This is a genomic window from Actinomadura gamaensis (assembly GCF_042652125.1).
Lineage (GTDB): Bacteria > Actinomycetota > Actinomycetes > Streptosporangiales > Streptosporangiaceae > Spirillospora > Spirillospora gamaensis.
Genome location: NZ_JBHSIT010000005.1, coordinates 306,815 through 326,399 on the forward strand (window position 1 = coordinate 306,815; position 19,585 = coordinate 326,399).

A 19,585-nucleotide genomic window follows, 5' to 3' on the forward strand; every position below is an offset into this window, starting at 1 on the left:
ACGGGGCTTCGCTCATTCACTCGAGGGCTGCGGACGCGTTCGCCGGGCCCGTTCGGCTTTGCGGGCGATGCGGCGGCGGGAGCGCCAGAGCACCAGGGGGACGCCCGCGCGGCGGAGCCGTCCGGGGACGAGCCGGTAGGAGAACGCGCCGGTGCGGAGCAGGAACCACAGCACCCGGTCGCGGCGCGGCCCCCACGGCAGCCCGTACTGGACGCGGACCGGCTCGGGCAGCAGCCCGGCGGTGATGAACCGGTTGAGCCACATCGCCGGCCACAGCCAGCGCAGCTTCCGCGACCAGAGCACCTCGCGCATGACCTCGCGGCCCGCGTCGGACACCTCCAGCGAGGCGACCATGCCGTCGAAGTAGCGGCGGAACTCCTCGCGGTCGGCGGGCTGCGCGTCCGCCGGGCAGCCGAGCACCTCGGCGACGTACCGGGCCTGGTCCACGTAGGCCGCGCCGAGATCGCCGCTGGGGCGGCGGAGGATCTCCTCGTACACGTACAGGGCGGCGTCGGTGAGGGTGGCGTTCACCCAGGCCTGGAGTTCGGGGTCGTTGCCGGAGTAGCCGGGCCCGGTGATCCGGTCGTGCAGGCGGCGCAGCCCGTCGCCGAGGCGCCGGGCCTCCTCGTCGGTGCCGAACGCGACGATGGTGAGGAAGTCCAGCGTGCCGAACAGCCGGTCGAGGGGACGTTCCCGCAGGTCGCTGTGGTCGGCGACGCCCTGCGCGATCTTCGGGTGGGCGACCTGGAGGAGCAGGGCGCGGCCGGCGGCGAGCATCACGGCGGGTTCGGCGGCGAGCAGCCGCAGCGCGGTGCGGTCGCGGACGCCGGCGGGGGCCTGGGGGGTCACGCGGGTTCCTTCCGCCGAGGGAGCGGGGCGGGGCGGGCGGCCCGTCCGGGCACGGCGTCCGGACGGCCGGTAAGTGAATGCTTGCGCACTTCGGCGGCGGCTGGCAAGCCCTTGCCGGCATCCCGCCGGCAAGGGCCCCCGCGCTCCCTACGCCCCCGTTTTCCGCCCCCTGAGCCGCGTCATCCGCGCGGTCCGCGTCATCCGCGCGGTCCGCGTCATCCGCGCGGTCCGCGCTCTCGCCGCCCGATGAGGTCAGCCCGCGTCTCGACGGCGCAGGTAGCGCTCAAACTCGCGGGCGATCGCGTCGCCGCTGGCCTCGGGCAGCTCGGTGGCGTCCTTCTGCTCCTCCAGCGTCCGGACGTACTCGGCGACCTCGGAGTCCTCCTCGGCCAGCTCGTTCACCCCGTTCTCCCAGGCGCGCGCCTCCTCGGGCAGCTCACCCAGCGGGACGGCCACGTCCAGCAGGTCCTCGACGCGGCGCAGCAGCGCCAGCGTGGCCTTCGGCGACGGGGGTTGCGCCACGTAGTGCGGCACGGCCGCCCACAGCGACACCGTCGGCAGCTCGGCCTTGGCGCAGGCGTCCTGGAGCACGCCGAGGATCCCGGTCGGGCCCTCGTAGCGGGCGGGCTCCAGGTTGAGCCGCTCGACCGTCGCCGAGTCGTTCGCGGCGCCCGTCACCGGGACGGGCCGGGTGTGCGGCGCGTCGGCCAGCAGCGCGCCGAGCAGCACCACCTGCCGCGCGCCCAGCTCGCCGATCTTGTCGACGATCTCGCGGCAGAACGACCGCCACCGCATGTTCGGCTCGATCCCGTGGATCAGCACCACGTCCCGCCCGGACGGCAGCCGGGCGCGGGAGACGCGGGTGGTGGGCCAGGAGATGCCGCGGGTCTCGCCGTCGATCATCTCGACCATCGGACGGGTGACCTGGAAGTCGTAGTAGTCGTCGGGGTCGAGTTCGGCGATCGGTGCCGCGTCCCAGACGCCCTCCAGGTGGGTGATCACCCCGCTGGCCGCCTCCCCGGCGTCGTTCCACCCCTCAAAGGCGGCCACGACGACCGGATCGACCAGTTCCGGCACGCCTTCAAGCTCGATCACGCGATGCCTCCTTCCGACGCCCGGTACAGCGTCACCGGGGGACCGTCCATTCCCGGGGTCGGGGGCCCCGATCATGATCGGTGGGCTGTCAGCCTACGTCCTGACCGAGAACTACCCCACCCCTCGACGGTCCAGACCTCGCCGGGGGTCGCCCGGCGGGTCCGGCCGGGTCACGATCGGATCACTTCCCGTCGGTGGTGTGCACGATCAGCACGTCCACGGGGGAGCGGTGCGACAGGTTCGCCGGCACCGATCCGAGCAGCCGCCCGGCCAGGCTGTTGAGCCCGCGGTTGCCGACCACGACCAGGTCGGCCTCGCGGTCCCGGGCGAGCCGCGAGATCACGTCGACCGCGTCGCCCTCGACCGCGGCCTGGTCGATGTCGGTGGCGCCCTGCGCGACGGCCCGCTCCCGGGCGGCGCGCAGCGCGTCGTCGGCGGGGGTGGAGCCCTGCACCTTGTAGGCCAGGTCGCCGAGCTGGTCGGCCGCCGACAGCCGCTCCCGCTCGGGCATCGGCGTGTAGGCGGTCGCGAGCAGCAGCGTCGCGCCGGTGGCGGCGGCGAGCTGCGCGGCGCGGTCGACCGCGCGGAACGAGGAGTCCGACCCGTCGGTGCCGACGAGGATGGTGCGGTAGGCGCTCACGGCCGCTCCCTGTTGTCGTGGCCCGCACGCGCGTCGTCCGGGCGGTGGTCGTCCGGGCGCGCGGCCCCGGGCGTCCGGGGCGCGCGTTACCCGTTGGTAGGCGCTGGCCGAACGTTAGCGTTCCGATCACCCATCCGTCACGGGGACGGCCGGTGGGCACCGGGCGCCCGCCCGATAGAGTGGGTCCCCATGAGCACTCCCACCGCGGCTTCCCTGCGCCAGGCCCTGAAAGAACGCGTCGTCGTGGCCGACGGGGGCATGGGGACGATGCTCCAGGACGCCGGTCCCACGCTGGACGACTTCCAGGGGCACGAGGGTTGCAACGAGATCCTCAACGTGACCCGTCCCGACATCGTCCGGTCGGTCCACAGCGCCTACTTCGAGGCGGGCGTCGACTGCGTCGAGACCAACACCTTCGGCGCGAACCTCGGCAACCTCGGCGAGTACGGCATCACCGAGCGCATCCACGAGCTGGCCGAGGCCGGCGCGCGGCTCGCCCGCGAGGTCGCCGACTCCTACAGCACCCCCGACCGCCCCCGCTGGGTGATCGGCTCGGTCGGCCCCGGCACCAAGCTGCCCACCCTCGGGCACGTGTCGTTCGGCGAGCTGCGCGACGCCTACCAGCTCAACGCCGCCGGCCTCATCGAGGGCGGCGCGGACGCCATCCTCGTCGAGACCTGCCAGGACCTCCTCCAGGCCAAGGCCGCCCTCATCGGCGCCAAGCGCGCCATCGCCGCCGCCGGCACCGACACCGTCCTCATCGGCCAGGTCACCATCGAGCAGAACGGCGCGATGCTGATGGGCTCGGAGATCGGCGCGGCGCTCACGGCGCTGGAGCCGATGGAGCTGGACCTGATCGGCCTGAACTGCGCGACCGGCCCCGCCGAGATGAGCGAGCACCTGCGCTACCTGGCCCGCCACGCGCGGATCGGGGTGAGCTGCATGCCGAACGCGGGCCTGCCGGAGCTGACGTCCGACGGCGCCCGCTACCCGCTGAGCCCGGACGAGCTCGCCGACGCGCACGACACCTTCACCCGCGAGTTCGGCCTGTCGCTGGTCGGCGGCTGCTGCGGCACCACCCCCGAGCACCTCGCCCGGGTCGTCGAGCGGGTCCGGGGCCGCGAGGTCGCCGCGCGCCGCCCCCGGCACGAGGCGGGCGCGGCGTCGCTGTACCAGCACGTCCCGTTCCGCCAGGACACCTCCTACCTCGCGATCGGCGAGCGCACCAACGCCAACGGCTCCAAGGCGTTCCGCGAGGCGATGCTGGAGCGCCGCTGGGACGACTGCGTGAAGATCGCCCGCGACCAGGCCCGCGACGGCGCGCACATGCTCGACCTGTGCGTCGACTACGTCGGCCGGGACGGCGTCGCGGACATGAAGGAGCTGGCGTTCCGGTTCGCCACCGCCTCCACCCTGCCGATCGTGCTCGACTCCACCGAGGTCGACGTGATCATCGCCGGGCTGGAGATGCTCGGCGGCCGCGCCGTGATCAACTCGGTGAACTTCGAGGACGGCGACGGCCCCGACTCGCGGATGGCGCGGCTCATGCCGTCGGTCCGCGAGCACGGCGCGAGCGTCGTCGCCCTCACCATCGACGAGCAGGGCCAGGCCCGCACCGCCGACAAGAAGGTCGAGATCGCCGTCCGGCTGATCGAGTACCTGACGTCGCGGTGGGGCATGGACGTCGGCGACATCATCATCGACGCGCTGACCTTCACGATCGGCACCGGCCAGGAGGAGTCCCGCCGCGACGCGGTGGAGACCATCGAGGCGATCCGGGAGCTGAAGCGCCGCTACCCCGACGTCCAGACCACCCTCGGCCTGTCGAACGTGTCGTTCGGCCTGAACCCGGCCGCCCGCATCGTGCTGAACTCGGTGTTCCTGCACGAGTGCGTCGACGCCGGGCTCGACTCGGCGATCGTGCACGCCTCCAAGATCCTGCCGATGAACCGGATCCCGGAGGAGCAGCGCAAGGTCGCGCTCGACCTGATCTACGACCGGCGCTCGGAGGGCTACGACCCGCTGCACCGGTTCATGGAGCTGTTCGAGGGCGTCGACACCGCCGCGATGAAGGCCGACCGCGCCGCCGAGCTGCTCGCGCTGCCGCTGTGGGAGCGGCTCAAGCGCCGCATCGTCGACGGCGAGCTCGACGGCCTGAACGCCGACCTGGACGAGGCGCTCACCCAGCGGCCCGCCCTGGAGATCGTCAACGACGTCCTGCTGGACGGCATGAAGACCGTCGGCGAGCTGTTCGGCTCCGGCCAGATGCAGCTGCCGTTCGTGCTCCAGTCCGCCGAGGTGATGAAGACCGCGGTCGCCTACCTCGAACCGCACATGGAGAAGGTCGAGGGCGACGGCGGCAAGGGCCGCATCGTGCTCGCGACCGTCAAGGGCGACGTCCACGACATCGGCAAGAACCTCGTCGACATCATCCTGTCGAACAACGGCTACGAGGTGGTGAACATCGGCATCAAGCAGCCGATGTCGGCGATCCTCGACGCCGCGCGCGAGCACCGCGCCGACGTGATCGGCATGTCCGGCCTGCTGGTCAAGTCCACGGTGATCATGAAGGAGAACCTGCAGGAGCTGAACAGCCGCGGCCTGGCGCAGAACTGGCCGGTGCTGCTCGGCGGCGCGGCGCTCACCCGCGCCTACGTCGAGCAGGACCTCGCCGAGCTGTTCGACGGGCAGGTCCGCTACGCCCGCGACGCGTTCGAGGGGCTCCGGCTCATGGACGCGTTCATGGCGGTCAAGCGCGGCGAGGAGGGCGCTACCCTGCCGCCGCTGCGCGAGCGCCGGGTGAAGAAGGGCGCGACGCTCCAGGTCACCGAGCCGGAGGACATGCCCTCCCGGTCCGACGTCGCCGCCGACAACCCGCTGCCGAAGCCGCCGTTCGGCGGAGACCGCATCGTCAAGGGCATCGCCCTCGCCGACTACGCGGCGTTCCTCGACGAGCGCGCCACCTTCATGGGCCAGTGGGGCCTGAAGCCCGCGCGCGGCGGGGACGGGCCGTCCTACGAGGAGCTCGTCGAGACCGAGGGCCGGCCGCGGCTGCGGATGTGGCTCGACCGGATCCAGACCGAGGGCCTGATCGAGGCCGCAGTCGTGTACGGGTACTTCCCGGCCGTGTCCGAGGGCAACGACCTGGTCATCCTCAACGAGGACGGCTCGGACCGCGAGCGGTTCACCTTCCCGCGCCAGCGCCGCGACCGGCACCTGTGCCTGGCCGACTTCTTCCGCTCCCGCGAGTCGGGCGAGACCGACGTGGCGGCGTTCCAGCTCGTCACCGTCGGCTCGAAGATCGCCGAGGCGACCGCGGAGCTGTTCGCCAAGAACGCCTACCGCGACTACCTGGAGCTGCACGGCCTGTCGGTGCAGCTCACCGAGGCGCTGATGGAGTACTGGCACGCGCGGATCCGGGCCGAGATGGGCTTCGGCGGCGAGGACTCCGGCGACATCGAGGACTTCTTCAAGCTCGGCTACCGGGGCGCCCGCTACTCCTTCGGCTACGCCGCCTGCCCCGACCTGGAGGACCGCGCCAAGCTCGTCCGCCTGCTCCGGCCGGAGCGGATCGGCGTGTCGCTGTCGGAGGAGCTCCAGCTCGTCCCCGAGCAGTCGGCGGACGCGCTGGTCGTCCACCACCCCGAGGCGAAGTACTTCAACACCTGATCGGCGCTTCCGGCGCCCGACCGGTGCGCTCCGCCGCCCGGTCGGCCGCGGTCGGCGCCGGTCGGCGCCTGCGCGGTTCGGCGCGCCGCGCCGCCTGGCCTAACCTGGACGATCGGTCCGAAGGGGAGGTCAGGCGGCGTGACGCGCGGCGTGCAGGGTGATCCGCAGGCGGTGCTGTTCGACATGGACGGCACCCTCATCGATTCCGAGCGGTTGTGGTTCGAGGCCGAGAACGAGGTGATGGCGCGCCTCGGCGGTAAGTGGTCGCCCGCCGACCAGGAGAAGCTCGTCGGCGGGAACCTGGCGGTCGCCTCGGACTACATGGTCCGCCGCGCCGGTTCCGACGTCCCGGCCGAGCAGGTCGGGCGGTGGCTGATGGCCGGCATGATCGAGCGGATGCGGACCAACGTGCCGCTGCTGCCGGGCGCGAAGGAGCTGCTCACCGAGGTCCGCGCGGCGGGCTTCCCGACCGCGCTGGTCACCTCCACCCACCGTGCGCTGCTGGAGCCCGCCCTCGACGGCATCGGCCGGGACCATTTCGACCTGACCCTCGCCGGGGACGAGGTGGGGCGCACCAAGCCCGACCCGGAGCCCTACCTGACCGCGTGCGCGCGGCTCGGCGCGGACCCGGCGCGGTGCGTCGTGCTGGAGGACTCGCCGAACGGGCTCGCCTCGGCGGAGGCGGCGGGCTGCCGGACGATCGCCGTCCCCTGCGTCGTCTCGCTCGGCGACGCCCCGGGCCGCACGGTCGTGTCGTCCCTCGGCGACGTGGACGTGCCCTTCCTGCGCGCCCTGTTCGCCTGACACGCGTCTTTCACCCGGACTTGTCCCCGAGTTCGCCTGACCGCCGTCCACGCCGCGAGCGCCGCTCTCAGCCCCTCCGCGCCGTGGGCTCGGGAGCTCGGAGAGCTGGGGGAGATCCCTGACCGGGCTCGGGGACGGATCACGCCCGAGGAGGAGGGGCGGACGGGGGCAAACCGTCCGAGCGGAGGAGACCCATGCGCCGTCCGGCGTGTGAATATGGGAGCCGAGAGCAGCACGACCGAGCCTGGGGGCCGTCATGAGCGACGCAGCAATCTTCGCGATCAGCCTGGGGGTGACGCTCGTCGGCCTGGTCGCCAGCTGGGGGGTGTACCGACGGCGCGGCGCGGCGTCGGGAGCGCGCGGGGCGGCGCTGTCGCTGATCCCGCTGGCCGCGGCGATGACCGGGGTGACCAGGTTCCTCACCGACCTGGTGTTCAGTCCGATGAAGTGGGCGGGCGTGGCGGTCGCGGGGCTGGCCGTCGTGCTCTACCTGGCGTCCGGCGCGGCCTTGAGCCGCCGCTCGGTCACCGAGGGTGAGGACTCCAGGGCCGCGCGCAAGGCGCCCAAGGCCAAGCAGGCGGGGCCGGGCAAGGCCCCGAAGGGCGCGGTCGGGGGTCCCGCGCCGACGGCGGTGGACCCGGATCTCGCCGAGATCGAGGACATCCTCCGCAACCGCGGCATCAAGTAGCCGGCGCGCGCCGCCGAGTCCGGGGGGCGTGCCGCCGGGTCCGGGGGCGTCCCCGGCGTCCGGTCGCGCGGTGATCCGGCGGCCGTGCCGTTCGTGGCGGCCGTTACCCGAGTGACCTGCGGGTTCGCGGCGGGGCGCGCTCCGAGGGGAGCGCGCCCCGCCGTTTTCGCGTCCCGGCGCCCGAGGGCGCGGACGATTCATCTCAAAACGGACTCGGTCCGATAAAGCTTGCCGGTCGGAGCCGCGTTCCGCTTGCCTGCCCCGGTGTGGAGAATCGTACGATCTGGGCACTTTGTCCGATGTGTTGTCCATCTCACGTGTGCCCTAGATGACGACGAGATCACAAGTCAGATACGGGTACTGGCATCGGCGGCTTCACGGATGGACAGTCGTGGCCGAAGCACTAGTTTTCCCTCCAGCAAACGCGGTGTAACGGGCACGAACAGCGGACGATCTCCGCTGCCGAGCGGCGCCCGCCGCAGGCGTGTGGCCCAAAAGTAGGAGGTACGGAGCGTGACCGCACCGATCGAGGCGACCGGGGCGCAACAGGAGGCCCAGCCGGATGCCGTCCTCGCCGGCGTCGAAGGCAAGGCGATCCAGGGTCGCTCGCTCGGGCAGATCGCCTGGCTGCGGCTCAAGCGAGACAAGGTCGCACTGGCGGGCGGGGTCGTCATCGTCCTGCTCATCCTGATCGCGATCTTCGGGCCCTTCCTGGTGCAGGACCCCCTGGCCTACCACCAGGGACTGGTCGACCCGACGTACAACCGCCCCAAGGGCGGCATCTGGCACTCCGGCATCAGCGCCGACCACTGGCTCGGCGTCGAGCCGGGCAACGGCCGCGACATGCTGTCCCGCATCGTGTACGGGGCGCGCATCTCGCTGCTGGTCGCGTTCCTCGCCACCGTCCTGTCGGTGGTGATCGGCACGATCCTCGGCGTCACCGCCGGCTACTTCGGCGGCTGGGTCGACACCCTCATCAGCCGGGCGATGGACATCTTCCTCGCCTTCCCGCTGCTGCTGTTCGCGATCGCCCTGGTCGGCGTCGTCGGCACCGGCTCGGCGTTCGGGCTCGAGGGCAACGACCTGCGCATCGGCGTGCTGATCTTCGTGATCGGCTTCTTCAACTGGCCGTACATCGGCCGCATCATCCGCGGGCAGACGCTGTCGCTGCGCGAGCGGGAGTTCGTCGACGCGGCGCGCAGCATGGGCGCCAAGCCGGGCTACATCCTGTTCAAGGAGCTGCTGCCCAACCTGGTCGCGCCGATCCTGGTCTACTCGACCCTGCTGATCCCGACCAACATCCTGTTCGAGGCGGCGCTGTCGTTCCTCGGCGTCGGCATCAACCCGCCGACCGCCTCGTGGGGCCACATGCTGTCCGACGCGGTGCCGATCTACACCGCGGACCCGTGGTTCATGGTCGTGCCCGGCATGGCCATCTTCATCACCGTCCTGGCCTTCAACCTCCTGGGTGACGGGCTCCGGGACGCTCTCGACCCCCGGGCTAAGTGACCTCGGGTTTTACCCTCAAGTGAAGGGGTGCGCCTGCACATGAAAAAGATCAGACCACTAGCGGCACTGGCTGCCGGCCTGGTCGCCACCACCGGCCTGGCCGCATGCGGTGGCGGTTCCGGGGGCTCCTCCAAGGGAGCCGGGTACAACGCGGCCGTCGACAAGGTCATCAACCAGTCGGACAAGAAGGGCGGGACGCTCCGTTTCGCCATCTCCGACGACTTCGACTCGCCGGACCCGGGCAACACCTACTACGCCTGGTCGCAGAACTTCGTCCGCCTGTACGGCCGCGGCCTGCTGACCTTCAAGCCGGCCGCCGGCCCGGACAGCAACCAGGTCATCCCGGACCTCGCGCAGGGCCCCGGCCAGACCAACGACAACGGCAAGACCTGGACCTACAAGCTGCGTTCGGGGGTGAAGTTCGACGACGGCACGCCCGTCACGTCCAAGGACGTCAAGTACGCCGTCGAGCGTTCGAACTTCACCGACGAGCTCCAGCTCGGCCCGAAGTACTTCAAGGCCTACCTCCAGGACAACACCCCGGCCTACAAGGGTCCCTACAAGGACAAGAGCCCGCAGGGCCTGAAGTCCATCGAGACCCCGGACGACAGCACCATCGTCTTCCACCTGTCCAAGCCGTTCGCGGAGTTCGACTACCTGGTCGCGATGGCGCAGACGATCCCCGTGCCGCAGGCCAAGGACACCGGCCTGAAGTACGAGCAGAAGATCGTCTCGTCCGGCCCGTACAAGGTCGACTCCTACGAGCGCGGCAAGTCGATGATCCTGTCCCGCAACCCGAACTGGGACCAGAGCACCGACCCGATCCGCAAGGCGCTGCCGGACCGGATCGAGCTGCAGCTCAAGCAGTCCGGTGACGACATCGACAACCGCCTGCTCGCCGGTTCCGTCGACATGGACGCCGCGGGCGTCGGCGTCCAGTCCGGCACCCAGGGCAAGCTGCTCAGCGACCAGACCAAGAAGGCCAACACCGACAACCCGCTGCAGGGCTACCTGCGGTTCGCGTCGATGAACCTCCACGTCAAGCCGCTGGACAACGTCCACTGCCGCCGCGCGGTGCAGTACGCCACCGACAAGGTCGCCATGCAGTCCGCCTACGGCGGTCCGCTGGCCGGCGGCGAGGTCGCCACGACCATCCTGCCCCCGGGCATCGTCGGGTACCAGAAGTTCGACAAGTACCCGCAGACCTACAAGCAGGGCGGCGGCCTGGACGAGGCCACGCTCGCCAAGGCCAAGTCCGAGCTGCAGCAGTGCGGCCAGCCGCAGGGCTTCAAGACCAAGATCTCGGCCCGGTCCGACCGGCCGAAGGAAGTCGCCATGGCGCAGGCCATGCAGCAGGGCCTGAAGCAGGTCGGCATCAACACCGAGATCGTGCAGTACCCGGCCGGTGACTACTTCAACAAGTACGTCGGCGCTCCGAAGTTCGTGCACGACAACGGCATCGGCATCATGCTGATGGCGTGGTCCGCCGACTGGCCCACGGGCTACGGCTTCCTGTCGCAGATCCTCGACGGCCGCGCGATCAAGCCGTCCGGCGGCAACAACCTGCCGGAAGAGGACAACAAGCAGATCAACCAGCTGTTCGACCAGGCGATCGGGAACACCGACAAGGACGCCCGCGCCAAGATCTACGGCCAGATCGACCAGATCGCCATGGACGACGCCGTCGACGTGCCGATCATCTACGCCAAGGCGCTGCTCTACCGTCCGCCGAACGTCACCAACGTCGGCATCACCCAGGGCTACGGCGGCATGTACGACTACCTGAACATGGGTGTCAAGAAGTAGTAGCGGCCCCGCTACTCGAAGTCCTGAAGGCAGGTGAAGGCGACGCCCGCCGACCGGAGGAGACCCACCGGTCAACTCCGGTCGGCGGGCGATGCCGCGCATAGTGTTCGCATATCTCATCAGGCGCCTCATCGGGGCCGTCATCATGCTGGTGATCGTCAGCGTGGTGGTGTTCGGCATCTTCTTCGGCATCCCGAAGCTCGTCGGGCAGACCAACGACCAGTTGGCCGCCTCCTTCGTCGGCAAGGCCCCGACGGCCGAGGCCATCGCGCAGACCAAGCACCGGCTCAACCTGGACAAGCCGATCTGGGTGCAGTACGGCAAGTGGGTCCAGAGCGTCGTCGCGGGCCAGGACTTCAACAACGGCCCGTCCAAGGAGCACTGCTCCGCGCCGTGCTTCGGCTATTCGTTCAAGAACAACCAGGCCGTCCTGCCCCAGCTGGAGGACCGCGCCCCCGCCACCCTGTCGCTGGCGGCCGGGGCCGCGATCATCTGGCTGCTGTCGGGCGTCGCGACCGGCGTGCTGTCGGCGCTGAAGCGCGGCAGCATCTGGGACCGCGCGGCGATGGTGATCGCGCTGGCGGGCGTGTCGCTGCCGATCTACTTCACCGGCCTGCTCTCCATGCAGATCTTCTCCTACAAGCTCGACATGCTCCCGGGCGGCGGCAGCTACGTGCCGTTCTCCCAGGACCCCGCGACGTGGTTCCGCTCGCTGGTCCTCCCGTGGATCACGCTGGCGTTCCTGTACGCGGCGACGTACGCGCGGCTCACCCGCGCCGGCATGCTCGAGACCCTCGGTGAGGACTACATCCGCACCGCGCGCGCCAAGGGCCTGGCGGAGCGGACGGTCATCGCCAAGCACGCGCTGCGCTCCACCCTGACCCCCATCCTCACGATCTTCGGCATGGACCTGGGCCTGCTGCTCGGCGGCGCGGTGCTGACCGAGCACACCTTCGGCATCCCGGGCCTCGGCCAGCTGTCCATCGACGGCATCACCGGCAACGACCTGCCCGTGGTGCTCGGCGTGACCCTGGTCGCCGCGCTGTTCATCGTGGTGGCGAACCTTGTCGTGGACCTGCTGTACGCGGTCATCGACCCGAGAGTGAGGCTGGGCTGATGAGTGACGCCAAGCGTCCTGCCGAGACCCTGAACGGCGGCCCGGCGGAGGTGCAGGCCGGGTCCGCCCCCTCGACGGCGTTCCTCGAGCTGCGCGACCTGAAGATCCACTTCCCGACCGACGACGGCCTGGTCAAGTCCGTGGACGGACTGTCGTTCAAGCTGGAGCGGGGCAAGACCCTCGGCATCGTCGGCGAGTCCGGCTCCGGCAAGTCGGTCACCAGCCTCGGCATCCTCGGCCTGCACAACCGGCGCAACGCCAGGGTGTCGGGCGAGATCTGGCTGGACGGCACCGAGCTGGTGTCGGCGTCGGAGGAGCAGGTGCGCCGGCTGCGCGGCCGGAACATGGCGATGATCTTCCAGGATCCGCTGTCGGCGATGCACCCCTTCTACACCGTCGGCGCGCAGATCATCGAGGCGTACCGGGTGCACAACGACGTGTCGAAGTCGGTGGCGCGCAAGCACGCCATCGACATGCTCGGCCGCGTCGGCATCCCGAAGCCGGACAAGCGGGTGGACGACTACCCGCACCAGTTCTCCGGCGGCATGCGGCAGCGCGCCATGATCGCGATGGCGCTGTCCTGCGACCCGGAGCTGCTCATCGCCGACGAGCCGACCACCGCCCTGGACGTGACCGTGCAGGCGCAGATCCTGGACCTCATCCGGGACCTGCAGCAGGAGTTCAACTCCGCGATCATCATGATCACCCACGACCTGGGCGTGACCGCGGAGCTGAGCGACGACGTGCTGGTCATGTACGGCGGCCGCTGCATCGAGCGGGGCACCGCGAACGAGGTGTTCCACTCGCCCGAGCACCCCTACACCTGGGGCCTGCTCGGTTCCATGCCGCGGCTGGACCGGCTCCGCAGCGAGCGGCTGCAGCCGATCCCCGGATCCCCGCCGAGCCTGATCAACCTGCCGTCGGGATGCGCGTTCAACCCGCGCTGCCCGTACGCCGACCAGACCGACGGGCGCAGCAACACCGAGCGTCCGGAGCTGCGGGAGACCACGGCCGGGCACCTGGTGGCCTGCCACCTGCCCGCGGACCGGCGGCGGCAGATCTTCACCGACGAGATCCGGCCGAAGCTGTGACCGCGCGCGTGCCGCACGCCGTGGCCGGACCGGCCCGGCGTGCCCTGCCCGTGGAGACCGGCGCACACCCGGGGGACCCGCTCCCCCCTAGCAAGATCGCGGAGACATCGTGAGCACATCGCAGAGCCCGGCGGGCGCCGAGGACACCGTGGCCTCGCCCTCCGCCGGCGGCGCCGGGCGGACGGGTGAGACCCTCCTGGAAGTGACCGACCTGCGCAAGCACTTCCCGGTGACCGCCGGGCTGCTGCGCCGGCAGGTCGCGACCGTCAAGGCGGTCGACGGGGTGAGCTTCTCGGTCCGCAAGGGCGAGACGCTCGGCCTGGTGGGGGAGTCCGGCTGCGGCAAGACCACCACCGGCCGGATGATCATGAAGTTGCTGGACTCGACGTCGGGCAAGATCACGTTCGAGGGCCAGGACATCACCAAGTACTCCCAGGGCCGGATGCGCCCGCTGCGGCGGGACATCCAGATGATCTTCCAGGACCCGTACTCGTCGCTGAACCCCCGCAAGACGGTCGGCGCGATCGTCGGGGCCCCGTTCCGGCTGCAGAACATCCAGACCGAGAACGGCGTCAAGAAGGCCGTCCAGGAGCTGCTGGAGCTGGTCGGGCTCAACCCCGAGCACTACAACCGCTACCCGCACGAGTTCTCCGGCGGCCAGCGGCAGCGCATCGGCATCGCCCGCACGCTGGCGCTCAAGCCGAAGCTGATCGTCGCGGACGAGCCGGTGTCGGCGCTGGACGTGTCGGTGCAGGCCCAGGTCGTGAACCTGCTGGAGGACCTCCAGGACGAGCTCGACCTCACCTACGTGGTGATCGCGCACGACCTGTCGGTCGTCCGGCACATCTCCGACCGGGTCGCGGTCATGTACCTCGGCAAGCTCGTCGAGATCGCCGACCGGGACGACCTGTACGAGCGTCCCATGCACCCCTACACCAACGCGCTGCTGTCGGCGGTGCCGATCCCCGACCCCGCCCAGCGCGAGGGCCGGGAGCGGATCCGCCTGCAGGGCGACGTGCCGAGCCCGCTCGACCCGCCGCCCGCCTGCCGCTTCCACACCCGCTGCTGGAAGGCGCAGGACATCTGCAAGCAGGTCGAGCCGCCGCTGGTCGAGCTGTCGCCCGGCCACATGGCCGCCTGCCACTTCCCGGAGAACACCACGGTGTCGGAGACCGACGTGGTCGCCAAGGCCGCGGTCTCCCCGGAGGTCGACTGAGCCCGGCCGGGACGGGACGACCGGGAGCTCGTCCCGTCCCGCCGAGCACGCGCCGCTGACCGAACGGCCCGCACGGACCCCGTCCGCGCGGGCCGTTCGCCTTCCCGAACTCCCCGGGCAGGACGTCACTCCCCGGAAGCACACCTCCAGAGACCAGCGCCTACGGGAAGCAGCATTACGGCGGATGCATTGGCTGCGCGGGATGCAGCGGTTACGGGGGAAACAGCGGTTACGGGGGAGTGGCGCGGGGTTGCGCGACGGCGGACGGCCCGGGAGGAGATCCTCCCGGGCCGTCCGCCGTGTGCGTTATCCGCCGTCAGTTGGCGGGGCGGGTCATCCGGTCGTCGGGTCGGGGGTCACTCGGTGGAGATGGCCTTGAGGACGTCCATGCGGCCGGCGCGCCAGGCGGGCCAGAGGGCGGCGAGGACGCCGATGACCGCGGCGACGACCAGGTAGGTCACCAGCGTGCCGACCGGGATGCTCAGCACGTTCAGGCCCTCCTTGCGCAGCGCGTGCTGGAGCGCCGCGCCGAACGCGACGCCGATGCCGATCCCGAGGACGGCGCCGAACACCGCGATCACCACCGACTCGGCGCGGATCATGCGGCGCAGCTGCCGGCGGCTGATGCCGATCGCGCGGAGCAGCCCGATCTCGCGGGTCCGCTCGATCACCGACAGGGCGAGGGTGTTGATGACGCCGACCGCCGCGATGATCACCGACATCACCAGCAGGATCGTCAGGAACGTGACGAACCCGTCCACCTGCTTGCGGGCGTCGGCCTTGAGGCCCGCCTGGTCCTGCACCTTGACGTCGGGACGCGCCGACAGGCTCTGCTCCAGGGCGTGCTTGGTCGCCGCGTCCGCCTTGTGCGCGGTCACGATGATGACCTCGACGGACGGGTTCGCGGTGTGCGCCAGGTAGGCGCCCTCGGAGATCACGCGCGGGCCGAGGAAGTCGTTCTTGGCGTAGATCCCCGCGATCTTCAGGGTCTCGGTCCTGCCGTCCGGGAAGAGCATCGGCACGGATGACCCCACCGACCAGGCGTTGTGCTTGGCGGTGTCCTCGTCCACCAGCATGCCGTCGCGGGGGAGCGCCGCCGACCCGGCCACGACCTTCGCGCGGGTGCCCGACAGCATCTCGGCGGTGTCGCCCGCCGAGTACGCCACGCGCTTGCCGGAGACCTTCCCGTTCCCCGCGTACACCGCGCCCGCGGCCGTGACCCCGTCGGTCTTCTTCACCTTCGCGACCAGCTCGGGCGACAGGCCGCCCCCGCCGGTCGGCTCGATCACGTAGTCGGCGCCGAACTGCTTGTCGACCTGCGACTCCACCGACGACCGCATCGACGAACCGAGCACGTTCACCGCCGTGATCAGCGCCAGGCCGATCATCAGCGCGGACGCCGTCGCCGCGGTCCGGCGCGGGTTGCGCAGCGCGTTCTGCCGCGCGAGCCGGCCCGGCGTGCGCAGCAGCCGCGCGAACGGCCAGCCCAGCACCCGCACCACCGGCTTGCTGATCACCGGGGCGAGCAGCGCCACGCCGAGGAACACCGCGAACGCGCCCGCGCCGACCGGCACCGCCGGGTTCGACACGTGCCCGAACAGGCCGAGGCCCATCAGCGCCGCGCCCGCCAGCGTCAGCAGCGACCCGACGCCCAGCCGGATCCGCATCGACCGCTGCGGCAGCGCCACGTCGTCGCGCATCGCCGCGACCGGCGGGACCTTCGCCGCGCGCCGCGCCGGGAAGTACGCCGACACGACCGTCACGACGATCCCGACCGCGTACGACCAGATCACCGGCGTCGCGGTGAACGTCAGCGACCCGCCCGAACCGGTCGTCGACTGGAGCAGCTCGGCCAGGCCGATCCCGGCGAGCAGCCCGAGCGTCGACCCGACGAACCCGACCGCGACCGCCTCGCCGATCACCGCCCGCGTCACCTGCGCCCGGGCCGCGCCGATCGCGCGCAGCAGCGCCAGCTCGCGGGTGCGCTGCGCGACCAGCATCGAGAACGTGTTGAAGATGATGAACGCCCCGACGAAGATCGAGATGAGCGCGAACACCAGCAGGAACGTCCGGAAGAAGCTCATGATCGACGCGATCGCGGACTTGTTCTCGTCGCGCAGCTTCGCGCCGGTCACCGCCTCCGTCCCGGACGGCAGCGCCTTGGCGACCCGGTCGCGCAGCGTCGCCTCGTCCGGGCCGGTCGAGCCCATCCGGATCTCGCTGTAGTAGCCGGGCTTCAGCAGCAGCCGCTGCGCCGTCGTCGTGTCGAACGCGACCAGCGTCGCGCCCATCATGTCGCCGATGTCGGCGGTGCCGACGAGCGTCGCGCGCTGCGGCCCCGACTTCACCAGCACCGTCACGCCGTCACCGATGGCGTACCCGGCCTTCTTCGCCGACGCCTTGTCGACCACGACCTCGCCCGGCGCGGCCGGAGCACGCCCCGACGCCAGCCGCGCGATCCCGTCGCCGGTCCAGTTCGTGCCGAGCTGCGGGGGACCGTTCTGGCCCGTCCCGACGACCTTCCCGTTCTTGCCGACCAGCGCCGCGTACCCGTCGACCGTGCCGACCGGGTCCTTCACGCCGGGGACGTTCTTCACCGTCGCCAGCACCGACTCCCGCAAGGGGGGCCGCGCCGAGTCGTCCGGACCGCCGGAGTCCACGACCTTCACCGACCGGACGTCCACCGCCACGTTCTGCCCGACCCGGTCGAACAGGTCGTCGAACCGCTTGTTCATCGTGTCGGTGAACACCAGCGTCCCCGCGACGAACGCCACGCCGAGGATCACCGCGACCGCCGTCAGCACCAGCCGGATCTTGTGCGCGGCGAGGTTGCGCAGGGTGACCCGTGCCATCGGAACCGCACTCATCGCGCCGAGACCCCCGGCAGCTCGAAGCCCTTCATCCGCTCCAGGACCCGCTCGGCCGTCGGCTGCTGCATCGTGTCGACGATCTGCCCGTCGCTCAGGAACAGCACCTGGTCGGCGTACGCCGCCGCGGACGGGTCATGGGTCACCATCACGATCGTCTGCCCCATCTCCCGCACCGAGTCGCGCAGGAACCCCAGCACCTCCGCGCCGGACCGCGAGTCCAGGTTCCCGGTCGGCTCGTCCGCGAAGATGATCGCCGGGCGGGACGCCAGCGCCCGCGCGCACGCCACCCGCTGCTGCTGGCCGCCCGACAGCTCGCTCGGCCGGTGCTTCAGCCGCGACCGCAGCCCGACCGTGTCGATCACCCGGTCCAGCCAGTCCGGATCCGGACGGCGGCCCGCGATGTCCATCGGCAGCGTGATGTTCTCCAGCGCCGTCAGCGTCGGCACCAGGTTGAACGCCTGGAAGATGAACCCGATCTGGTCGCGGCGCAGCCGCGTCAGCGCCTTGTCCTTCAGCTTCGTCAGGTCGGTGTCGCCGATGAACACCTCCCCGTCGGTCACCGAGTCCAGCCCCGCCATGCAGTGCATCAGCGTCGACTTCCCCGACCCCGACGGACCCATCACCGCGGTGAACCGGCCGCGCGGGATCCCGACCGTCACCCCGTCCAGCGCGATCACGCGGGCGTCGCCCGACCCGTACACCTTCGAGATCCGGTGGGCGCGCGCGGCGAAGTCGCCCGCCCCGGGCGCGGGTGCCGCGTCGCTTGTCGAGCGGGCGGAATCAGTCACGTGACACTCCCTCTGAGTCGGACGGCGGAGGCGGTCCTCTGCGGTCTGCGCTGGCCGGCGCCGGCGACGGTGATCCGGCCCACACGAAACAGTAAAAGACCGCGCGTCGCGACGGATGACCCGTGGGAACGGACTTTCGACTCCACCCACGGCAGGAGAGCCCGGCGCGCCGTCGTCCGCTGGGAGTAGGCCACCCCTGACGCCCTCTCCGGGAAACCGATCAGGGACGCCACAGCCGGACGAAAAGGACACCTGCCGGAAGCGCGAACCACCGCGGCCGCCCCGGACGGGCTACCACCTCGGTCCACCACCCACCGCTACCACTCCGGTACGACCGGTAGCACGCAGCCGCCGGCACGCGGTAGATCGCAGCAGGCAGCCGACCGCCACGTCCGGCCGGTGGCGCTTGGTGGGTGGCACTTGGTTGGTGGCGCGGTTGGTGCGCGCGGCCGGTGGCGGCAGTCGGATCGGGGGAGCGGTTCGGCTACTGCTGGCCCGGACGGCTCAGCCCCGTCTCGTAGGCGTACACCACCGCCTGCACCCGGTCCCGCAGCCCGAGCTTCGCCAGCACGTTCCCCACGTGCGTCTTCACCGTCGTCTCGCTCACCACCAGGTCGGCGGCGATCTCTGCGTTCGACTGCCCCCGCGCCACGTGCGCCAGCACCTCGCGCTCCCGCTCCGTCAGCGTGTCCAGGCCCGGCGGGGGAGCCGCGTCCCGCACCGCCGGCAGCCGCGTCGCGAACCGGTCCAGCAGCCGCCGCGTCACGCTCGGCGCGACGATCGCGTCCCCGGCCGCGACGATCCGGATCGCCTGCACCAGGTCCTCCGGCGGCGAGTCCTTCAGCAGGAACCCGCTCGCCCCGGCCCGCACCGCCTCGATCACGTACTCGTCGAGATCGAACGTCGTCAGGATCAGCACCTTCGGGTCGTGCGACGCCGCCCCGTCCCGGATGATCCGCCGGGTCGCCTCGATCCCGTCCACACCCGGCATCCGGATGTCCATCAGCACCACGTCCGGCAGCAGCGACCGCGTCAGCTCCACCGCCGCCGCGCCGTCGCCCGCCTCGCCGACCACCGCCAGGTCGGGCTCGGCCTCCAGGATGAGCCGGAACCCCGTCCGCAGCAGCGGCTGGTCGTCCACCAGCAGCACCCGCACCGTGCTCAAGCCGCCACCGTCCCGTCCGTCCACGCATTCCACGATCCACCGGCCACCCTACGCCGCTCCCCGCACCGGACGGCCACGACCGTCCGGGCCGGGCCGTCCGCCCAGCTCACCGCCGCCCGGACCGGACCGCCCGCCGGGCACGCCACCGCGCCGCTCATCGCCCCTGCCCCTCCACCATCGACCTGCCTGTCCAGCCCTGCTCGGCCCGCTCGTCCTGCTCGGCCCGCTCGCCTTGCTTGTCCCGTTCACCCGCCCGTTCCGCTTGGCCCGCTCGGCCC

The 19,585-nt window shown here is 71.2% G+C and carries 14 protein-coding genes; 8 read left to right on the forward strand and 6 right to left on the reverse strand.

Annotated elements, in window-relative coordinates:
- Positions 1-12 precede the first annotated feature (12 nt).
- From ACFPCY_RS19135 to ACFPCY_RS19145, 3 genes are all read right to left on the reverse strand, one after another.
- Entirely contained in the window at positions 13-849 is an 837-nt protein-coding gene (locus ACFPCY_RS19135) for an oxygenase MpaB family protein (protein WP_378256964.1), read from the reverse strand.
- Between the two features lie 252 nt (positions 850-1,101).
- Positions 1,102-1,944, reverse strand: coding sequence for a PAC2 family protein (locus ACFPCY_RS19140; RefSeq protein ID WP_378256966.1), 843 nt, complete (start codon positions 1,942-1,944; stop codon positions 1,102-1,104).
- Positions 1,945-2,125: 181 nt separating this feature from the next.
- The gene (locus ACFPCY_RS19145; protein WP_378256968.1) at positions 2,126-2,584 is read right to left on the reverse strand and encodes a universal stress protein; all 459 of its coding nucleotides are present in this window, start codon (positions 2,582-2,584) and stop codon (positions 2,126-2,128) included.
- Between the two features lie 189 nt (positions 2,585-2,773).
- Between ACFPCY_RS19145 and metH the strand changes: the two genes are divergently transcribed.
- From metH to ACFPCY_RS19185, 8 genes are all read left to right on the forward strand, one after another.
- The gene (metH, locus tag ACFPCY_RS19150; RefSeq protein ID WP_378256970.1) at positions 2,774-6,253 is read left to right on the forward strand and encodes a methionine synthase; all 3,480 of its coding nucleotides are present in this window, start codon (positions 2,774-2,776) and stop codon (positions 6,251-6,253) included.
- Between the two features lie 138 nt (positions 6,254-6,391).
- Positions 6,392-7,057: an HAD family hydrolase gene (locus ACFPCY_RS19155; protein WP_378256972.1), complete on the forward strand. Its 666-nt coding sequence runs from the start codon at positions 6,392-6,394 to the stop codon at positions 7,055-7,057.
- A gap of 256 nt (positions 7,058-7,313) precedes the next feature.
- Entirely contained in the window at positions 7,314-7,745 is a 432-nt protein-coding gene (locus ACFPCY_RS19160) for a hypothetical protein (RefSeq protein ID WP_378256974.1), read from the forward strand.
- A gap of 513 nt (positions 7,746-8,258) precedes the next feature.
- Complete coding sequence (locus ACFPCY_RS19165; protein WP_378256976.1) at positions 8,259-9,254, forward strand: ABC transporter permease; 996 nt, start codon at positions 8,259-8,261, stop codon at positions 9,252-9,254.
- A 39-nt stretch (positions 9,255-9,293) separates the two neighbouring features.
- On the forward strand, positions 9,294-11,060 hold the full coding sequence (locus tag ACFPCY_RS19170; protein WP_378256978.1) for an ABC transporter substrate-binding protein: 1,767 nt from the start codon (positions 9,294-9,296) through the stop codon (positions 11,058-11,060).
- Between the two features lie 103 nt (positions 11,061-11,163).
- Positions 11,164-12,177: an ABC transporter permease gene (locus ACFPCY_RS19175; RefSeq protein WP_378256980.1), complete on the forward strand. Its 1,014-nt coding sequence runs from the start codon at positions 11,164-11,166 to the stop codon at positions 12,175-12,177.
- Positions 12,177-13,268 (forward strand): ABC transporter ATP-binding protein, encoded by a 1,092-nt coding sequence (locus ACFPCY_RS19180; RefSeq protein WP_378256982.1) that lies wholly within the window; start codon positions 12,177-12,179, stop codon positions 13,266-13,268. The genes ACFPCY_RS19175 and ACFPCY_RS19180 overlap by 1 nt, the downstream gene beginning before the upstream one ends.
- A gap of 148 nt (positions 13,269-13,416) precedes the next feature.
- The gene (locus ACFPCY_RS19185; protein WP_378257519.1) at positions 13,417-14,484 is read left to right on the forward strand and encodes an ABC transporter ATP-binding protein; all 1,068 of its coding nucleotides are present in this window, start codon (positions 13,417-13,419) and stop codon (positions 14,482-14,484) included.
- 356 nt (positions 14,485-14,840) lie between these two features.
- Here the strand turns inward: ACFPCY_RS19185 and ACFPCY_RS19190 are convergent, their stop codons facing one another.
- The 3 genes from ACFPCY_RS19190 to ACFPCY_RS19200 form a co-directional block, all read right to left on the reverse strand.
- Positions 14,841-17,336 (reverse strand): ABC transporter permease, encoded by a 2,496-nt coding sequence (locus tag ACFPCY_RS19190; RefSeq protein ID WP_378256984.1) that lies wholly within the window; start codon positions 17,334-17,336, stop codon positions 14,841-14,843.
- Positions 17,337-17,347: 11 nt separating this feature from the next.
- A complete protein-coding gene (locus tag ACFPCY_RS19195) occupies positions 17,348-18,142 on the reverse strand; it encodes an ABC transporter ATP-binding protein (protein ID WP_378256986.1) in 795 nt (264 codons plus the stop codon).
- 484 nt (positions 18,143-18,626) lie between these two features.
- On the reverse strand, positions 18,627-19,307 hold the full coding sequence (locus ACFPCY_RS19200; protein ID WP_378256988.1) for a response regulator: 681 nt from the start codon (positions 19,305-19,307) through the stop codon (positions 18,627-18,629).
- Between the last annotated feature and the right edge of the window lie 278 nt (positions 19,308-19,585).

Bases quoted from the DNA above. Each gene is read 5' to 3' on its own strand.
- ACFPCY_RS19180 (WP_378256982.1), top strand. From the start codon at position 12,177: ATGAGTGACGCCAAGCGTCCTGCCGAGACCCTGAACGGCGGCCCGGCG.
- ACFPCY_RS19160 (WP_378256974.1), top strand. From the start codon at position 7,314: ATGAGCGACGCAGCAATCTTCGCGATCAGCCTGGGGGTGACGCTCGTC.
- metH (WP_378256970.1), top strand. From the start codon at position 2,774: ATGAGCACTCCCACCGCGGCTTCCCTGCGCCAGGCCCTGAAAGAACGC.
- ACFPCY_RS19170 (WP_378256978.1), top strand. From the start codon at position 9,294: ATGAAAAAGATCAGACCACTAGCGGCACTGGCTGCCGGCCTGGTCGCC.
- ACFPCY_RS19190 (WP_378256984.1), bottom strand. From the start codon at position 17,336: ATGGCACGGGTCACCCTGCGCAACCTCGCCGCGCACAAGATCCGGCTG.